Raw genomic sequence first — 16,602 nt, forward strand, 5'->3', positions numbered from 1 at the left:
CCTTCATAGGCAGGCCTATGTCGCCAGGCTCCAACATGAGTGAAATAGCCATCAGCGCGCTGGGCCTTGGCGTTGCTCTTGGCGTCGGCCTGCTGATAGGACTCGAGCGGGAACGGAACAAACGCACCGGGCCGATGCGTAGTCAAGCCGGCGTGCGCACCTTTGCCTTGCTTGGTCTCGCCGGTGCTATCGCGACCCTGATCGGCACGAAAGGCATTTATGCCGCCAGTTTCTTTATTGCGCTGGCGATGGTGGTCAGCTATCGGCGGACGCGCCAGCGCGACCCCGGCCTCACCACCGAGATGGCGATGCTGGTGACCTTTCTGCTGGGAATCCTGGCGATGTCGATGCCTGAACTGGCCGGCGGGATTGGCGTGATCGTCGCTGTTCTGCTGGCGAGCCGGAGAAGACTGCATATGTTCGCCCGGCAGTGGCTGACCGCGCAGGAACTGCACGATCTGCTGATTCTCGCTACTGCTGCCTTTGTCATTCTTCCCATGTTGCCTGATCGCACCATCGACCCTTGGGCCGCCATCAATCCGCACCGGCTTTGGTTTCTGGTAGTGGCGGTGATGTCGATTTCGTCGCTTGGTTATCTCACCCTTCGTTCGTTTGGTTCGCGGCTCGGATTGGCGGTTGCCGGTCTGGCCGGCGGTTTTGTTTCCAGCACCCTGACCGTCGCCGCCATGGCGGACCGGGCCAGGGAAGCGCCTCGACTCACTGCAGCGGCGGCAAGCGCCGCGGTCATGTCGAACGTAGGCACCATCGTGCAATTGGCGGTGGTGGTTGGCTCGTTGTCACGCGCACTGCTGGCACATATTGCTGTGCCGCTGATGGTCGCTGGCACCACCGCGGTAGCGGCATCGGTCTTGTCCAGCTGGCGAACGTTCTCCTCATCCATCCCGGTGGATACGCTTGCCGGAAATCGCCCTTTCAAGCCGGCCGCTGTGCTGCGATTTGTTGCCGTGCTGGCGGGGATCATGCTTGTGAGCGCCATCATTCGCAGCGCTCTGGGCAACGCAAGCCTGCCCTGGGTGATGATGCTTTCCGGGCTGGCCGACGTTCACGCCGCCGCGGCTTCTGTCGCTCAGGCCACCGCAACAGGACAGGTTGATGTGGAGCGAGCGGCGGTGGGGGTACTGATCGCGCTCACCACCAACTCGTTGCTCAAATGCACCATGGCGCTCGTCAAGGGCAGCCGCTCCTATGCGCTGCGCGTCATCCCCGGGGTTATCGCCATGGTTTCGGGCTTTGCGATCACCTTGCTCACCGTCTAGGCGCGCCGCGTGTAACGACAGGTCATCCCTGGTTGACCTGCATCAAGTCGATGGCTGGGCACACGCGCCAGGATGTGTCCCGGGGGATAGGGATCCCTTGCATAGAGAACGTAACTACGGGGGTGATACACCATGCCGTCCATACTGGTCGTTTACTACAGCCGCTCCGGCACCACGCGCCAGGTCGCCAAACAGCTGGCGGAAAAACTGGGCGCCGACCTCCTTGCTGTTCAGGACATACAGTCTCGTCGCGGACTGTCGGGATACTTGCGCTCCGCACTGGAGGTCATGGGTCGGTCCTTGCCGGCCATCGAGCCCACCTGCACTCCGCTGTCGCGCTATGACCTGATCGTGCTTGGCACCCCCGTTTGGATGGGGCGCCTTTCCAGCCCCATGCGCCGCTTTCTCAATGACCATGCACCTCAGATGCGCAAGGCTGCGTTCTTTACCACCATGGGTGGCAAGGATGCCCGCCGTGCTTTCGCCGACATGCAGGAGCTGCTCAACCACCCACCCGTGGCTACGCTGGCGCTCACGCATGGCCAAGTTCTTCACGACCAATGTCTCGCGCCGATCCACGACTTTGCGAGTGAACTCGAGAGGGCTGCGATGCGGCCAGCGGCTCCACATATCGCGACATGTGGCGAACCCCAGTCAGCGTGTCCTTCACTGAAATGGCAGTCCTGAGCGCTACGACCGTTGAAAGAGGAGATATTCCATGCGCGCGTTTTCGCCTATATCGGTTCTCTTCCTCATCTTCGCCATCGTATGTGCCGTACTGATCGGGCTGGACAAGACGCCCATCCTGAAGCCGACACTTGAATGGCTCTGCGCGGTCAATGTCGTGATGTTTGTCATCGCGCTTTGGAACCGTCGCCGGCTTTAGCGATGCGCGTCGGTGCGGTTGGCGATTCGCGCCGAATCTATGACAAACCGGCCTGACGATCCGGAGGCAAGCTCACTATTTGGCCCGACATGGGTTCCACCGTAGTCAATTCGTCCTCGACGCGGATGACGCCTGGAATGTTTTCCACCAACACCCTCAATGCGTCACGCATGGCATCGTTGACGATCACCCCGTGCAGATGGACAACGCCGCGACGCACATCCGCATGTGCTGTGGTGCGTGGCGCCCAGGATTGCGAGTCAAATTCCATCGCGATGCGCTCGCTGATCGTGGCATCCGAAGTATCGGCCGAGACTAACCCAGGGGTTCTCGACAGAGCGGCCCGCATCAGATCCGCACGACTCAGGATGCCTTCAAGCCGACCCTGATGAACCACCGGGATGCGCCTGATCTGACGCTCCTCCATCAGATTCACCGCTTCGGCCAGCGGGGCTTCTCTGTGGATGGTGATCACCTCTGGCGTCATGACTTCCTCCACCGTGCATCCGTGCGAGTCGACGTACTCGCGCGCAAGGCGCCCCGGCCCCATCAGGAAGCTGAGCCAGCGAGGATGTTTCTGCTCCGTGCCCAGTTCCCCGCGGCGCATGAGATCGCCTTCGGTGAGTATGCCGACAAGCATTCCTTTGCGGTCGACCACTGGCAGACCACTGATATGTGTCCGCAGCATCAGGCGCATGGCGTCGCTGATGTTGGCCCTGGGGGCGATTGTCGCCACCTGGCGTGTCATGGCATCGCTGACTTTCATGGCTTCGGCCCTCGCTGAGATTCTCAGTATCGGTACTGCGTGACATGGCTCATTGACCTGGGTCAACTTCTTGCGCGTCGTTCGCTCTGTCTCGCTCTTTCCGGCAACGACGGCTGCATCGCGGATCTTCAGCTCTTCTTGACGACAGCGGGCGCAGCCTGGGGGCTTCACGCCGGCACCCGCCGACGGAGGGGTCATCATGAAACTCACCTATCTGACTCGCACGGCGTCATTGGGAGTACTGGCCGCGGCGCTGTTCGCCAACGCGCCGCTCCATGCACAGGACAGCATGCCTCCGGCACCGGCATCGCAGGATCGGGCGACGGGCCAACCTGTCGGGCCAGCGAATCGCGTCGGGGTCATGAAGGTCCGCGATGTCGATGGCAGACACACCATGCAGGCGACGGTGACCGCCACCGATCCCGCCACCGGCATCGTCGACGTGACCACCGGAGGTATGGCTTTGCGGGTGCATTTCCCGCCGCCGGCGATGGCTCCGTTGAAAGCTGGTGATCAAATCACCTTGTATCTGGGCTTTACCAAGCCCTAGGGATGCTCTGAGCTATTCCGCGCTGGCGCTACCCGGCGTGATCGTCATGACCCGCCGACCCGGTGGTACGACGGCTTGAGGCCCGTGATGCGCAGTTGATGCAGATCAACGTGCGGATCGCATCGCTGACTACCCTGACCCCTACGAATCGTGGGGGCCCAGTCACATGCATTGGGCCATCAATCCTCTGCCGGGATGAGACGTCATGCGCGATGTGCTGGTTTATTCCGAAAGCTACAAAGTGTGGTCGCCTGGCGTTGAATACGCCGCCCGTCTGGCGACGGCCTTCGACGCTCACTTGACCGGCATATGGATTTGCCCGTCGCCGAGCGCCGCCATCCCGGCCTTCGAAGCGCCGGAGCTGCTCGCTCTGCTATTCGAAACCACGCGCCAGCTTGAAGATGAGGCGTTCGCCGCCGGCCCTCCGTTCGTGGACTACGTGCATAAACTGGGGGTACACAAGACGTCCTGGCAGGTAGCAGAAGGGTATGTACCCGACACCCTGGCGCTAGCCAGCCGCTACCACGACCTGCTGGTGATTGACTGCAGCAATGACACCCCCTGGGGTTCGCTCTCGGCGGTGGGCAATATCGTGATGGGCTCGGGCATCCCCAGCCTTGTCGTTCCGCCAGGCCAGCTCAACCTTCCCGCCCTGGACACCGTGGCCATTGCCTGGAACGGTTCCGCCGAGGCGCTTCATGCTGTGCACGCTGCGTTGCCGCTGCTCGCGCGCGCACTGCGCGTGGTGATTCTGCATGGCGAACAGCAGCAGCCCATCAGCATGCTGTCCTGGCGCCCGCCATTTGATCTGGCCAGCTACCTGCTTCGCCATGGCATCGCTGCGGAAAGCAAACGGCTCAATGACGGTAATAGGGACATCGGCGCTACCTTGCTGGCCGCCGCCGGACATGCCGGGGCCACCCTCCTGGTCATGGGCGCCTACGGCCACACCCGCTTCAGCGAATGGGTGCTTGGCGGAGCGACAAGGTCCGTACTGGAGCAAGCGACGATCCCCGTTCTGATGCTTCATTGATTGCAGAGGTCGATATGTTCAAGCGCATCATGATCCCAACCGATGGTTCGGCCTTGTCTGAGAAAGCTATCGCGCTCGGCGTCGAGCTCGCTGCCAGTCTCAAGGCAAGCGTCTGCGGCTTCTATGCCGCACCCACCTTCCATATGGTCTCCTCGGTGATCGATGTGATCGAAGCGACGCCGGCTGACTATGTCAAAGAAGCCATCCAGCGCGTCGAGCGATATCTGGAAGCGATCAACGCGGCCTGTCGCCAGGCGGGCGTGGCGTGCGAATGCGCGCATGAATTCAACGACCATCCATACCAGGCCATTGTGCGGGTAGCCGCCGAGCAACGCTGCGATCTCGTAGTGATGGCTTCTCATGGCCGACATGGGGTCAGTCGCCTGCTGCTTGGCAGCGAAACAGCCAAGGTGTTGCTGGAGTCGTCCGTCCCTGTACTGGTCTGTCATTAGGTAGAGAAAGTCCGAGAGGCAGGCCGCGCATCCATTGCCGCCGGCCCTTCTGTCGGCCTGCCGGAAGGCATGGCGCAAGCAGTTGCCCTCCTCATCCGCGACGAGGCCAGTTTCATCATCGGCGCCATGCCCGACATCAACGCACGGCAGTTGATGCGCGAACCGCGCCACCCTTCCCAGGCACACTCGGTGCCCGCCTCTCCCGGCGACACGCCGCCGGATGTATCGTTCTGTCCGCAGCAGATACCTTCGCAGGCAGGCCGGACCACGCCTTATAGCGGGTCGGGCCAAAGGCTGAGGCTTGAAGGTAGTGGCGACGCACCTGTCAGTAAGATGCACCTACGCTCAACCAAAGGTTTTCTCGCATGTCGGTTGAAAGCTTTGAGCCCGCCAACGGATCACGCCCGACCCGCCTGCTGGTGGTGGAGGACGACCCGGAAATCTCGACCCTGGTAAATCGCTACCTCACCAGCCAGGGCTTTGAGGTGATGGTCGCGGCTAATGGCGCCATGCTGAGAAACACGCTGGCGGCCACGGCCGTGGATCTTGTGCTGCTCGACCTGGGCCTGCCGGGTGAAGATGGCTTTGCGCTGACCCGCTACCTGCATGAGCACTGGCAAGGACCGGTCATCATCGTGTCCGGCCGTGGCGAATCGGTCGATCGCGTGGTCGGGCTGGAGCTGGGTGCCGACGACTACGTGACTAAACCCTTCGAACTGCGCGAATTGCTGGCACGCATACGCAGCGTGCTTCGCCGGTCCGCCGGGCGGCCGCCGCCGAAAACTCCCTCCGGGGAGGGTTCGCCGGCCCTGCATTTTGCCGGCTACCAACTCGACCCCGGATCGCGCCTGCTCACCGGCCCTGAAGGCCAGGAGATCTCGCTGACCACCGGCGAATTCGACCTGCTGCAGCTGTTCCTGGAGCACCCCAATCGGGTGTTGTCGCGCAACGACATCATGACTCACATCCATGGACGGGACGCTGGCCCCTTTGACCGCGCCATCGACGTGCAGATCAGCCGCCTGCGTCGCAAGATCGACGCCGACCCGACACGCCCCGCCCTGTTCAAGTCGATCCGCGGCGCCGGCTATATGTTTACCGAACGAGTAAAGCGGGCATGAGTACGGTCCCCGATCTGGCCACCAACGCCGACCTGTTCAAGGCGCTCTTCGAGACCGCGCCCGACGCGATGATCGTGGTCGATCATGACGGCCGCATCGTGCTGGCCAATCCGCAGGCCGACCACCTGTTCGGTTATGACGAAGGCCAATTGCGCGGACTGAAAGTCGAGGCATTGTTGCCCGAGCAGGTGCGCAGCGCACATATCGTGCATCGCTCCACCTACATGTCGAGCCCGCGCGTGCGTCCCATGGGCGCGGGTTACGAGCTGACTGGTGTGCGCCGCAATGGCCAGTCCTTTCCAGTGGAAATCGGACTCAGCCCGATTCCGGTCGATGGCCGCCCGTTGTTTGCGGCATCGATCCGCGACATCTCCGAAACGCAGCGGGCCCGCCAGGCCCTGGTGCGTGCCCGCTATGACGCTTTCGTTGCGGAAGCGAGCCGCCTGCTGCTCGAATCGCCCAACTACGACGTGGCCGTGGATGGCATGCCGTCGCTGATCACTGCGGCGCTGAAAACCGATGCCACCGCCATTCTGTTTCGGGACGCCCACGGCACCGATCTCCATGCCCGCGCGGCGACTGGAGCGCCGTCCGACCTGTTGCGGACCGTCTGTGTTCAGATTTCGCAGAGCGCCTGGATGACGAAAGTACTTGAGCGCGACGTCGCACCGATTATGTTGTCGCGTACCGGTGAGACGTTCAGCCAGATGCGGGCCACCCTGATCGAGGCCGGCTTCCGAGAGGCGGGCATGGTTCCGCTGTTCGACCGTTACGAGCCGATGGGCGTGCTGCTTGTGCTGTCCAGGGAACAGGACAGCTTCGATCACGACAAACTCCACTTTCTGCAATCCGTCGCCAACATGCTCGCGGCAGCGGTCCAGCGTAGCCGCAGCGAAGAAAAACTCTCTCACGCACAACGGCTCGATGCGATCGGCCAGCTCACCGGTGGTATTGCTCACGACTTCAACAATCTGCTGACGGTGATCTCGGGCAACTTGCAGTTGCTCATGGCGACGCTGCCAACTCACTCGTCAGCCACGGAGATTATCGAAAGCGCGGCACGCGCGACGGATCGTTGCGCCGCGCTGACCAGCAAGCTGCTGTCCTTCGCAAGTCGCCGGCGTCTCACGCCACGCCCGGTCCATGCCACCCACGTACTCACGGACCTCAAGGAAATGCTGGGCCGCACCCTGGGCGAGCGGATCACGGTGGTAACTGAGGGGCCGGCCGAAATTTCACCCATCCATGTCGATCCGGCCGAATTCGATGCGGCCCTGGTGAATCTGGCTGTCAACGCGCGCGATGCCATGCCACGGGGCGGAACTCTGACCATCACTGTACGCGAAGAACATATCGGCCCCACCCAGGCGGGCATCAAGATCCCGCAGGGTTCTTATGTGGTTTTCAGCATCGCCGACACCGGCATGGGGATGACACCCGAGGTGCAGGCCCACGCGCTGGAGCCCTTCTTCACCACAAAGGAAGTCGGCAAAGGCAGCGGCCTCGGATTGAGCATGGTGTACGGCTTCGTCAAGCAGTCCGGCGGACATCTCAGCATCGACAGCCAACTAGGCTATGGCACCCGCGTCGACCTGCATTTTCCAGTGGCCATTCCCGCGCCCGAAGAAGGTTCTGTGCCGCAGAAACGCGCGGTTCCGCCAGGCCATGAAACCATTTTGGTAGTGGAGGATGAGCCCGAAGTGCGGGGCATTGCGCTGGCCTTCCTGCACTCGATGGGTTACGCCACGCGAGAGGCCGACAATGCCAGCCAGGCACTCGACCAGCTTGAACAACATCCGGAAATCGCCCTGCTCTTCTCCGACGTCGTGCTCGGCAACGGCATGACCGGCATGGAGCTGGCCAAGGCCGCGCAACAGATGCGCCCCGGCCTGCCCGTGTTGTTGACCTCGGGCTATGAGCATTGGTCGCTTGATACCGACGACGCCTCACTCAAGCGATTTAACCTGCTGCGCAAGCCTTATCGCATGGAAGCGCTTGCCGCTGCCATGCACGATGCGTTGAAGCATCGTTCGCCGCCATAGCTTGACAGGACAAGGCTAGGCGCGCATTCCTGCCATGGCCCTCAGGCCGCTATCGTCCAGTACGTGGACTTCACGGCGCTCGACCGAGATCAGGCGAAGGTCATCCAACCGCGACATGACGCGGCTGACGGTTTCGTGCTTAAGCGCCAGGAAATTCGCCATGTCCGTGCGGCGCATGCGCAGCATGAAATGACGGGCGCTGTAACCCAATTGCGCATAGCGCTTGGCGACGTCGAGCAGGAAACTCGCCACGCGCTGCTCGGCATTCAACGTGCCAATCGCCAGCATCCAGGCGTGGTCGTCGCGGATCTCCTGCGCCAGGGCCGCGGTCAGGCGTGCCTGTAGCTCGGGAATCTCCCGGCACGCAGTAAGCATTGCGGGATAAGGGAGTTCCCAGGCCTCGCCGGATTCCAGAGAAACGACACCGCAAGCGTAGGTTTTCAGCCCGATGGACTCGGCGCCCAAAAAGTCGCCGCGCATACGGAAGCCGGTGACCTGGTCGCGTCCGTCGTCCGCCAGCTCAACCGTTTTCAGGAACCCCGAGTTGATCAGGTACAGCGACTGGAAAGGCTGGCCGGCGTGATAGAGATATTGCCCGGCGGAAAGCTTGTGGCGAAGTACCGGCACGTACTTGCGTAGCAGATCGATATCGATGTCGGTGAATCCGGCTTCATGCTCAGTTGCCGGATAGCGGGCGGTCGGCGCCCGGGTTGAAGCAACTGTAGTCTGCATGATCATGACGACACCCCATAGTCCTGGCGAATCCCCGAAACACATGCAGAAAGTAGCGTCGCCGTGTCACAGGGTGACGTCAGCCCGGAAACGGTTTGTAACAGTACGTAACCGACCCATCGCTCAAAAAATTGATGTGGCTCAAGTCCCTCGCCGGCGGCCGTCTAATACTTGCAGGCAAGTTCATCGTGCGGGTCGCCATGCGCCATTCATCGCCCTTCAAGGACATCATCGCGGTCGAAGCCTGGGATGCCTGGTTTCGCTGGCGCGAAGAAGGATATCTGCGCGACCTTTCCATCCATGACACCTGGTCGCGCATCGCGCGGTTGCTGTCGACGGCGGAACCCCGAGATCAGGCGGCAGCCTTCGAACGTCGGATGATCGAAGCGAGCGAAAGTTGGCGCTTGTTGCTGGATGAGCGAATCATAGTCAGCGCCGGAACCGCGAAACCCGACTGGCCCGGCGACGGATTGGCGGCGGTACTGAATGCAGCAAGTTTCGTATGCGCGCCGTATTCGGACGATGCCTGTTTTGAACACGAGCCGTTCGAGGCTGTTGCCGCACTGGCAGTTCACGCGCTGGACAATGCGTGTTGCATGGCCGATCAGTCCGGCGGTCAGGCCCATACCCATTTGCGTATCGGCGTGATGGGGCTGGCCGATGCCATGGCCATGTTGCAGTTGCCCTACGACAGCGCGGCAGGACGCCGTTTCGCACATGACGTTGCCCGGAGCTTGGCCATTGGCTGCCTGCACGGCAGTCTGCGGATGGCCTGCGACCGGGGTGATGCGCATTCGCTGTCGGCATGTCCGGCACAACAGCATAAATTGCAGGCGCAGCCCGCTGAGTTGCTCCGGGATGTTCAACGCCATGGGTTGAGGCATCAACGGCTGACCACGATCGAGCCGCAACGACGGATCGCCCTGCTGGCAAACAATATCGCAGACGCGGTGGACCCGCTGCTAGCCCATGGTTACGCCCACACCATCGCCGATGCCTATACCACCCGATCGATATGCTCGTCCGGCTATGCGATCAATCTGGCCAAACATCTCAACGCACACGGTGCGCTCACGGCCTTGTTCAAGGAATTGGCGATCTTGTCGCCGGAAGCGCAGCTCGCGCTTCGAGCAGCCATGCAGGCGTGGATCGACTACCCCATGGACTACCTGTTGGCGCAGTCCGTTCCGTCAGAAACGTTGAGCGCCGTTGCCGCGCTCCGACCAACTCAGGAAAGAATCGATCCTCGTCAATATGGACCGCGCTACCGCGCGTGAAGTGAGCTGCGTCCACCCATTTGCCTGTTACAGCAACCCCGGCCGCTCTCGCTCGCTTGATCGAGATCAATACACCGTCCGCCACATTGTTTAACGTCGCCCTATCAACCCGAGGAGCAGTGATATGGCGAAGACCATGCGAGCGGCAGTCGTCCACACATTCGGCAAGCCGCTGACGATCGATGAGATACCGATCCCCGTGCCGGGCTATGGCGAAGTGCTCGTCAAGATTGTTTCGACCGGCGTATGCCACACCGACCTTCACGCCGCCGACGGCGACTGGCCGGTCAAACCAACGCCATCTTTTGTTCCGGGCCACGAGGGTGCCGGCTTTGTCGCCGCAATCGGGCCGGGTGTGAAGCATCTCAAGGAGGGCGACCCCGTCGGTATTGCCTGGCTGCACGATGCCTGCGGTGGATGCGAATACTGCACCGACGGCTGGGAGACGCTGTGCGAATCGCAGCACAACAGCGGCTACAGCGTGAATGGCACGTTCGCGGAATACGCTATCGGTTCGGCAGCCTATGTCGCCCGTCTGCCGGCCAGCCCGGATTTTGCGGCGCTTGCACCGATACTTTGCGCAGGCGTCACCACCTATAAAGGCATCAAGGAAACGGAGGCAAAGCCGGGCGAATGGATTGCCATCTCCGGTATTGGTGGTCTGGGCCACATCGCCATCCAGTATGCCAAGGCGATGGGTTTGTACGTCGCCGCGCTCGATGTCACCCAAGAGAAGCTCGACCTGGCCCGGCAGCTCGGCGCGGATATCGCCGTCAATGCCAAAGCGCCGGATGCCGCGGCGCAGATCGTGAAGCAGACGGGTGGCGGCGCGCATGGCGTGCTGGTCACCGCGGTATCGCCGCCGGCCTTCAATCAGGCGCTACACATGGCACGACGCAAAGGCACCGTGAGCCTTGTTGGCTTGCCTCCTGGTGATTTTTCGACCCCCATCTTCGATGTTGTGCTGAAGCGCATCACCTTGCGGGGATCGATAGTCGGCACGCGCAAGGATCTTGCCGAAGCCCTGGCTTTCGCGGCCGATGGCAAGGTGCGCGCCCATATTCACAAGGCCAAGCTGACCGACATCAACCAGGTATTCGCGGACCTTAAGGCCGGCAAGATCGACGGGCGGATCGTCATCGACTTGTAGACGTTGCTTGAAACGCTCGTTTTTGGCTCAAGAGCGAGCGTTGCCAATCACCCGACGATGGCTTGCGAAGCAAGCAGATCTACTCGGGGTATCCGTGAGATAGCACCAGCAATAAACATCCGTTGGCAGCACGAGCGTTGCTGACCGAACTTAAATGTCGCCCGTGATCAGCGAGGCGTTAGTCAGCTTATCTTTGACGCTTACGACGCCGGGAACATTCTCCACCAGCACACGCAGCGCGTGACGCATGACGTCATTTGTAACGACACCATGAAGATCGACAGCGCCCTTGGTCACCTCAACCTGGATCGCCGAATGGGTGATCCATGGATGCCGCAGCATCTCTTGATAGATATGCGCCCGAATATCAGCATCCGGTATGTCGGCCACGCCTTCCTCTCTAGGCATAGCGTTGAGAAACACCCGCATAAGGTCTGCCCGACTGAGCATGCCTATGAGCCGACCTTGATGCATCACGGGCAAGCGCTTGATATGGTGCTTTTCCATGAGGTCTACCGCATCAACCAGAGGGGCGGTCTCGTCAATAGTCAGCACATTAGTCGTCATCAGGTCCCCCACCCGGCGACTGTGAGACTCCACATACTCCTGTGCCAGGCGTCGAGGTCCGAGAATGATTTCCAGCCAGCGTGGCCGCCGACGCTCGGTTCCAATCTCCGTCCGGCGCAGTAAGTCGCCCTCCGTCACTATGCCGATCAAGGCTCCGTGACCATCAACGACAGGGAGCCCGCTCACCCTCACTCCCAGCATGATGCGCATCACGAGAGACACTCTGTCGGTGACAAGAGCGGTACGTACCTGGCAGGTCATGGCGTCGCTGACGATCATGATTCAGACCTCCTCTGACTGGCTCGAGTATGGGCAAGCCAAAAAAGGAAGGATTGACGTATATCAATTCTTGAGCTGAATCACGCCTCCATTTGAGCGCATAGCCGCCGAGAGAAAGTCATGGCGATGCGAGGGCTGCTAACGCGCAGGATGCCCACACCGCCAGACGACGTCCGTATCAGTGATTATGCGTGCCCACAGGCGTTCCGTCGGACCAAGTGGGGGCTGGGACTAAGAACACGAGAATCGGCGGCAGCCCTTTCATTTGGGGCTGTTCTTTCGGGGAGAAGAACCAATACGGGCTGGACATAACCGGCGAGCCCTCAGCGCCTGAACCCCAATCCTTGCCGTCTTTGACCAGGGTGTCGAACATGAGATGCGGCATGTTGTGGTCCCCTTCGTCGGTCAGATACGACGATTTCGACATCATGTAATCCATGGCGCCGCTTTCGAGGTCCGGCAGTTGTTTATTCGCGTACGCGGCTTGGACTGCCGACAGCATCTCCGCCTTGGAACGACCAGCCATCGCCATCTTGGCGCGCAGATTGAAGATGGGCACGATCGAACGTGCAGCTTGGGGGTTCAGGCAATCGGCCGCCCTCACTTTCGGGCTCCAGAACTCGGGCCAGTCAAACGGTCCCGACCAACCTCTAGCCACCAAGCAGACAAACCCGTTCTTGCCTTTGACCGCTGTCTCGTAACCCTTGCGTCCCAGCACCAGGATCGTCGCATCACGGGAAATGGACGCCGGCGCCGCACTGCGTGCCAGGGCTATCTCCGCTTCCCGATCCGCCATGAGGTATTGCTCGATCGGGGCCATCTTCGGATAGGGTGTCGCGGCATCCTGTGCCATCGCCTGGTGTACCGCCCCAAGCCCGATAAGCAGGACAGAGCACTTCATCAAGAATGCGCCAATCTCGTTTTTACGCATGGTCCTTCCCCACAATCGGTTATTTCATATAGAAACGTGCCGTGCGCCTGACCCTCCGCGCAGCACCCGTTCGCTGCTGCCGTACCGCTCAGTTTTCCGCGGGGGCGGGATTAAAGAAAATCTCTCGCACCTCGACCACGCCATGGAGCGCCTTGGCACCCTTGCGCATCCACGCCAACACCTCGTCCAGGTTCTCGGTTTCCAGTATCGAAAGACCGCCCACGAACTCTTTCGTCTCCAGATACGGCCCGTCGGTGACGAGCACCTCACCGTTGGGCTGCGACCGCAGTGTCACGGCCTTCGGGCTCACGCCGCACGCGAACTTCCTGACCCCAGCGGCGATCATTTCCTTGTTGAGCGCGTGGATGGCTTCGATGGTCGCTTCGGTGACGACGGACGGGTCAAAGTCATCGGGGAGGTAGGTAGAGATCAGATACTGCGGCATTTTGGTCTCCTGATAGGGGCATCGGCCAGGCTGGTTGCCTGGCCTTCACTGTAGCGACGAACGGCAAGGCCGGATTTCGACAAGTTGCCCGGAAAAATTTTGGCTCTTTTCGCATGGTGTTGCCCTCCGGGATCGTAAGCACTTCCCGCCTATGATTGGACTGCCCCGATAACGCTCCCTAATCACTAGCGCGAGTGACGTCATGGGTGCTGGCCAAGGTGTATGCCACCGCTCCTGAGAGTGAGTTCCCTCAGCCTGGATCCAGATGTTTCGCCTTAGCTTCGCCGTGCACTGGCAAACGTGATCCTGTTTCCGTCGGGATCGAGAATGCACATAACAAAGTAGCCGCGGGTTTCCTCAATGGGTCCTGGCTCCAGGCCTGCGTCGATCAAACGTTGGCGCTCAGGCTGCATGGGCAGAACGCCCAGGGTCAGATGGGTGTGGCCCGCGTTTTCAGATGCCTGGATGAGTTGTACTTCGGCCGAGTCGCTGAACTGGAACTCCACTTGGGTGGAGCTGGGTTGTCGAATGGGGCGGCGACCGAAGAGTTTTTCGTACCAGGGGGCACTGAGGCGTAAGTCGGAACAGCACACATGTGCAAATACCGTTGCAATGCTCATGGTTCCTCCAGGTTACAAAAAAGCATGCCGGACATATCCCTTTCCTTCTAGTTCATCGCGCAGCTTCGCCGTCATCAGGTGGCGCTGGCAATGGCTGCTACTGGAAGACGTCACCACGGGTTTCATGTATCTGCGGCTGCATGACGCGGCATCACTGACTGCCATGCTCGGCATGAGGCCATGAAATCCCGAAGTTCCCTGCATTTTTCGTACCCACGCCGCGTCACGCGATCTGAGACTGCACGATGGCTGCATGAGCCATATCCGGGTTCACGCCGCTGTCACCCCACCCTATTCGCGAATTATTTACGCTACGGCGCCCAGCCCTGCGGGGAGACCGCCATGCGTAGGCGCGAAGAACACAGCGGAATGATCCTGCTCATCGAAGACGACCGCCATGTCGCCGAAGGCATTGGCGAGTTCCTCGACATCCGTGGCTTTACCGTGGATTACAGCTACGACGGCATCGGTGGATTACATCTGGCTGTGACGCACGGCTACGACGCCATCGTGCTCGACCGCATGCTTCCCGACATGGATGGCCTGGAGGTTTGTCGCAAGTTGCGCAAGGAGGCCAGGAGGTCCACGCCCATCCTTATGCTCGCCGCTTGCGGGACGCTCGACGACAAACTGCTTGGGTTGGAGGCCGGCGCGGACGACTATCTGGTCCAACCTTTCGCCCTGCGCGAGCTGGAAGCCCGCATACGTGCCTTGATCCGTCGCGACCGGCGGCAAGTGTCGACGGAGATTCTCCGGGTTGGTGATCTAACCCTTGAAATGGGTGCGCGGCATTTGCAGCGTGGAGATCAATGGCTGACTGTTTCGCCCATTGGTCTAAAGCTCCTGGCGATTCTTATGCGTGAATCGCCACACATCGTCTCTCGTCAGGGTCTGGAGCGCGAAGTGTGGGGCGACGCGCCGCCTAACTCAGACACCTTGCGTACGCATATCTATCATTTGAGGCGGGTCATCGATCATCCATTCGACTCGCCGTTGCTGCATACGATTCAATCCGCGGGCTATCGAATGGCCGACTTGCAAGCTGAAGTTTCATTGCTTCACCGCAGTGCTGGCGATCATGTCCACGACCGACCGAGTGCGTAGCGTGGTTCTTGTCATCCTTTTTTCACGTTACTGACGTTCACTTAATCGCGCCGCATTGGTCATGGAAAGAATCGCCGAGAAGCATGCAAGAATCGAGAAGTACGCAGGATGCTTACCTAACAAGGGGGATTGTTTTCCTGCGGAATTGATTAGACATGGCATATCGTTTCGGTTGGTTATGGGCTTTCCGTAAAGCCCGCAGCTTGGACGTCTCTTTCGTCCGGGCCATATGGGGAGCGACGAGGTACGTGCTCCTCGGAAACTCGGGCCACCTTGTTTCACGACGAAGAAAGATCTACCGGCTTACGCGCCGCGAGATACATTTGCAGTAGCAACCAGCCTTAGCGGCGCGCGCTTTTCTCCTCCCCCTGCTTGCAGGGGGAGGGAGCCAAGAATTCGCGCCGCTGAGGTTCGACGCTAAATCAGGACGACAGGTGTGTAGCCTCAGGCTGCTGTCGTGATTTCGGTGGCAAAGCCACGATAGGAATGCAGCGGCCGGCCCAACAAGTTCGTCAGGCGCTCGACATCGCCCGCTTCGGGGATCATGCCTTCGCTGACGAAGCGCTCGGCCATCAGGCGCATCTCATACGCCATCCACTTCGGCATGAAGCTGGCCATGTTCTGCTCGAACCCTGCAAGATCATCGCCGCCATATGCCACGGGACGTCCCAGTACATCCGACCAGATCGCAGCCACATCCGAGCCCGTCAACGTGTCAGGGCCGACCAGGTTGATCGTTTCGACAGGCAATGTAGCGGGGGCTTGGTCCCGACGAATCAGCTCGATGGCGGCGACTTCGGCGATATCGCGCGCATCGACCATGGCGATGCCCTTGCTACCGATCGGCATCGGATAGACGCCATGATTGAGGACCACATCCTTGATCGTGTGCTCGTTGTCGATGAAGTAGCTCGGACGCAGGATCGTGGCGCTGAAGCCCATCTGTTCGAGCATCCGCTCGGCGCCGAACTTCACCGCGAAGTGCGGCACGTTCACGAAGCGGTCCGCATGGATGACCGACAGATAGACGACACGCTCGACTCCCGCCTCACGGGCAACGTTGAGCGTGATGATCGCCTGGGTGAATTCATCGCCGGTGACAGCATTGAGCAGAAACAAAGTGCTGACACCATCAAACGCGGCGCGCAGCGTATCGATGTCGAGCAGGTCTCCCTGGACCACGTCGACGCCAGCGGGGAATTGAGCCTTCGACGGGTCGCGGGTGAGCACGCGCACCGAGGCGCCGCGCTTGACGAGCTGGTCGACGACATGGCGGCCGACGCGGCCGGTGGCACCAGTAACGAGGATAGTCATGGAATTACTCCGGGTTGGGTTGAGAACACACCCGACATGTTATTGATCCAATTTTC

Annotated in this window: 18 protein-coding genes; 11 read left to right on the forward strand and 7 right to left on the reverse strand. The window is 60.7% G+C overall.

Translation table 11 applies throughout. The features are described 5' to 3' along the window. Window positions 1-35: 35 nt before the first annotated feature. The 3 genes from BM338_RS14770 (at window position 36) to BM338_RS21640 (ending at window position 2,163) form a co-directional block, all read left to right on the forward strand. The gene (locus tag BM338_RS14770; protein ID WP_177229365.1) at window positions 36-1,277 is read left to right on the forward strand and encodes an MgtC/SapB family protein; all 1,242 of its coding nucleotides are present in this window, start codon (window positions 36-38) and stop codon (window positions 1,275-1,277) included. 132 nt (window positions 1,278-1,409) lie between these two features. Next, window positions 1,410-1,964 (forward strand): flavodoxin family protein, encoded by a 555-nt coding sequence (locus BM338_RS14775; protein WP_090451943.1) that lies wholly within the window; start codon window positions 1,410-1,412, stop codon window positions 1,962-1,964. 31 nt (window positions 1,965-1,995) lie between these two features. Continuing rightward, window positions 1,996-2,163, forward strand: coding sequence for a hypothetical protein (locus tag BM338_RS21640; protein ID WP_177229366.1), 168 nt, complete (start codon window positions 1,996-1,998; stop codon window positions 2,161-2,163). 37 nt (window positions 2,164-2,200) lie between these two features. Here the strand turns inward: BM338_RS21640 and BM338_RS14780 are convergent, their stop codons facing one another. Continuing rightward, a complete protein-coding gene (locus BM338_RS14780; RefSeq protein WP_090451944.1) occupies window positions 2,201-3,130 on the reverse strand; it encodes a CBS domain-containing protein in 930 nt (309 codons plus the stop codon). On the opposite strand from BM338_RS14780, the gene BM338_RS21830 reads away from it, so the two are divergent. From BM338_RS21830 to BM338_RS14805, 5 genes are all read left to right on the forward strand, one after another. Beyond that, complete coding sequence (locus BM338_RS21830; RefSeq protein ID WP_255367324.1) at window positions 3,129-3,479, forward strand: hypothetical protein; 351 nt, start codon at window positions 3,129-3,131, stop codon at window positions 3,477-3,479. The two genes, BM338_RS14780 and BM338_RS21830, sit on opposite strands and share 2 nt — an antisense overlap. A 205-nt stretch (window positions 3,480-3,684) precedes the next feature. Continuing rightward, a complete protein-coding gene (locus BM338_RS14790) occupies window positions 3,685-4,512 on the forward strand; it encodes a universal stress protein (protein ID WP_090451946.1) in 828 nt (275 codons plus the stop codon). Window positions 4,513-4,526: 14 nt separating this feature from the next. Further along, window positions 4,527-4,964, forward strand: a complete 438-nt coding sequence (locus BM338_RS14795) for a universal stress protein (protein WP_090452583.1) — start codon at window positions 4,527-4,529, stop codon at window positions 4,962-4,964. Between the two features lie 365 nt (window positions 4,965-5,329). Further along, the gene (locus tag BM338_RS14800) at window positions 5,330-6,085 is read left to right on the forward strand and encodes a response regulator (RefSeq protein WP_090451948.1); all 756 of its coding nucleotides are present in this window, start codon (window positions 5,330-5,332) and stop codon (window positions 6,083-6,085) included. Beyond that, window positions 6,082-8,127, forward strand: a complete 2,046-nt coding sequence (locus BM338_RS14805) for a PAS domain S-box protein (protein ID WP_090451951.1) — start codon at window positions 6,082-6,084, stop codon at window positions 8,125-8,127. The genes BM338_RS14800 and BM338_RS14805 overlap by 4 nt, the downstream gene beginning before the upstream one ends. Before the next feature lie 15 nt (window positions 8,128-8,142). Here BM338_RS14805 and BM338_RS14810 read toward each other — a convergent pair whose 3' ends face one another. Beyond that, the gene (locus BM338_RS14810) at window positions 8,143-8,865 is read right to left on the reverse strand and encodes a Crp/Fnr family transcriptional regulator (RefSeq protein ID WP_177229367.1); all 723 of its coding nucleotides are present in this window, start codon (window positions 8,863-8,865) and stop codon (window positions 8,143-8,145) included. Between the two features lie 128 nt (window positions 8,866-8,993). Between BM338_RS14810 and BM338_RS14815 the strand changes: the two genes are divergently transcribed. Together BM338_RS14815 and adhP are read left to right on the forward strand one after the other, a co-directional pair. Then, the gene (locus BM338_RS14815) at window positions 8,994-10,136 is read left to right on the forward strand and encodes a hypothetical protein (RefSeq protein WP_090451955.1); all 1,143 of its coding nucleotides are present in this window, start codon (window positions 8,994-8,996) and stop codon (window positions 10,134-10,136) included. A gap of 124 nt (window positions 10,137-10,260) precedes the next feature. Continuing rightward, window positions 10,261-11,286, forward strand: a complete 1,026-nt coding sequence (adhP, locus tag BM338_RS14820) for an alcohol dehydrogenase AdhP (RefSeq protein WP_090451957.1) — start codon at window positions 10,261-10,263, stop codon at window positions 11,284-11,286. Between the two features lie 150 nt (window positions 11,287-11,436). On the opposite strand, the gene BM338_RS14825 is transcribed toward adhP, so the two are convergent. The 4 genes from BM338_RS14825 to BM338_RS14840 all read right to left on the reverse strand — a co-directional run bounded on the left by BM338_RS14825 (window position 11,437) and on the right by BM338_RS14840 (window position 14,128). Continuing rightward, the gene (locus BM338_RS14825; RefSeq protein WP_090451959.1) at window positions 11,437-12,132 is read right to left on the reverse strand and encodes a CBS domain-containing protein; all 696 of its coding nucleotides are present in this window, start codon (window positions 12,130-12,132) and stop codon (window positions 11,437-11,439) included. Window positions 12,133-12,310: 178 nt separating this feature from the next. After that, complete coding sequence (locus BM338_RS14830; protein WP_255367325.1) at window positions 12,311-13,063, reverse strand: hypothetical protein; 753 nt, start codon at window positions 13,061-13,063, stop codon at window positions 12,311-12,313. Between the two features lie 88 nt (window positions 13,064-13,151). Further along, window positions 13,152-13,508 (reverse strand): YciI family protein, encoded by a 357-nt coding sequence (locus BM338_RS14835; protein ID WP_090451961.1) that lies wholly within the window; start codon window positions 13,506-13,508, stop codon window positions 13,152-13,154. A 275-nt stretch (window positions 13,509-13,783) separates the two neighbouring features. Beyond that, window positions 13,784-14,128: a VOC family protein gene (locus BM338_RS14840; protein WP_090451963.1), complete on the reverse strand. Its 345-nt coding sequence runs from the start codon at window positions 14,126-14,128 to the stop codon at window positions 13,784-13,786. A 342-nt stretch (window positions 14,129-14,470) separates the two neighbouring features. Here BM338_RS14840 and BM338_RS14845 point away from each other — a divergent pair, with 342 nt between their 5' ends. Next, window positions 14,471-15,232, forward strand: a complete 762-nt coding sequence (locus BM338_RS14845; RefSeq protein ID WP_090451965.1) for a response regulator transcription factor — start codon at window positions 14,471-14,473, stop codon at window positions 15,230-15,232. A gap of 444 nt (window positions 15,233-15,676) precedes the next feature. Here the strand turns inward: BM338_RS14845 and BM338_RS14850 are convergent, their stop codons facing one another. Continuing rightward, a complete protein-coding gene (locus BM338_RS14850; RefSeq protein WP_090451967.1) occupies window positions 15,677-16,546 on the reverse strand; it encodes an SDR family oxidoreductase in 870 nt (289 codons plus the stop codon). Window positions 16,547-16,602 lie beyond the last annotated feature (56 nt).

The sequence above is a fragment of the Dyella sp. OK004 genome (assembly GCF_900114495.1).
GTDB lineage: Bacteria > Pseudomonadota > Gammaproteobacteria > Xanthomonadales > Rhodanobacteraceae > Dyella_D.

Bases quoted from the DNA above. Each gene is read 5' to 3' on its own strand.
- BM338_RS14800 (WP_090451948.1), top strand. From the start codon at position 5,330: ATGTCGGTTGAAAGCTTTGAGCCCGCCAACGGATCACGCCCGACCCGC.
- BM338_RS14845 (WP_090451965.1), top strand. From the start codon at position 14,471: ATGCGTAGGCGCGAAGAACACAGCGGAATGATCCTGCTCATCGAAGAC.
- BM338_RS21830 (WP_255367324.1), top strand. From the start codon at position 3,129: ATGAAACTCACCTATCTGACTCGCACGGCGTCATTGGGAGTACTGGCC.
- BM338_RS14835 (WP_090451961.1), bottom strand. From the start codon at position 13,508: ATGCCGCAGTATCTGATCTCTACCTACCTCCCCGATGACTTTGACCCG.
- BM338_RS14790 (WP_090451946.1), top strand. From the start codon at position 3,685: ATGCGCGATGTGCTGGTTTATTCCGAAAGCTACAAAGTGTGGTCGCCT.
- BM338_RS14850 (WP_090451967.1), bottom strand. From the start codon at position 16,546: ATGACTATCCTCGTTACTGGTGCCACCGGCCGCGTCGGCCGCCATGTC.
- BM338_RS14780 (WP_090451944.1), bottom strand. From the start codon at position 3,130: ATGATGACCCCTCCGTCGGCGGGTGCCGGCGTGAAGCCCCCAGGCTGC.
- BM338_RS14810 (WP_177229367.1), bottom strand. From the start codon at position 8,865: ATGATCATGCAGACTACAGTTGCTTCAACCCGGGCGCCGACCGCCCGC.
- BM338_RS14770 (WP_177229365.1), top strand. From the start codon at position 36: ATGAGTGAAATAGCCATCAGCGCGCTGGGCCTTGGCGTTGCTCTTGGC.
- BM338_RS14840 (WP_090451963.1), bottom strand. From the start codon at position 14,128: ATGAGCATTGCAACGGTATTTGCACATGTGTGCTGTTCCGACTTACGC.
- adhP (WP_090451957.1), top strand. From the start codon at position 10,261: ATGGCGAAGACCATGCGAGCGGCAGTCGTCCACACATTCGGCAAGCCG.
- BM338_RS21640 (WP_177229366.1), top strand. From the start codon at position 1,996: ATGCGCGCGTTTTCGCCTATATCGGTTCTCTTCCTCATCTTCGCCATC.
- BM338_RS14795 (WP_090452583.1), top strand. From the start codon at position 4,527: ATGTTCAAGCGCATCATGATCCCAACCGATGGTTCGGCCTTGTCTGAG.
- BM338_RS14825 (WP_090451959.1), bottom strand. From the start codon at position 12,132: ATGATCGTCAGCGACGCCATGACCTGCCAGGTACGTACCGCTCTTGTC.
- BM338_RS14815 (WP_090451955.1), top strand. From the start codon at position 8,994: ATGTGGCTCAAGTCCCTCGCCGGCGGCCGTCTAATACTTGCAGGCAAG.
- BM338_RS14775 (WP_090451943.1), top strand. From the start codon at position 1,410: ATGCCGTCCATACTGGTCGTTTACTACAGCCGCTCCGGCACCACGCGC.
- BM338_RS14830 (WP_255367325.1), bottom strand. From the start codon at position 13,063: ATGCGTAAAAACGAGATTGGCGCATTCTTGATGAAGTGCTCTGTCCTG.
- BM338_RS14805 (WP_090451951.1), top strand. From the start codon at position 6,082: ATGAGTACGGTCCCCGATCTGGCCACCAACGCCGACCTGTTCAAGGCG.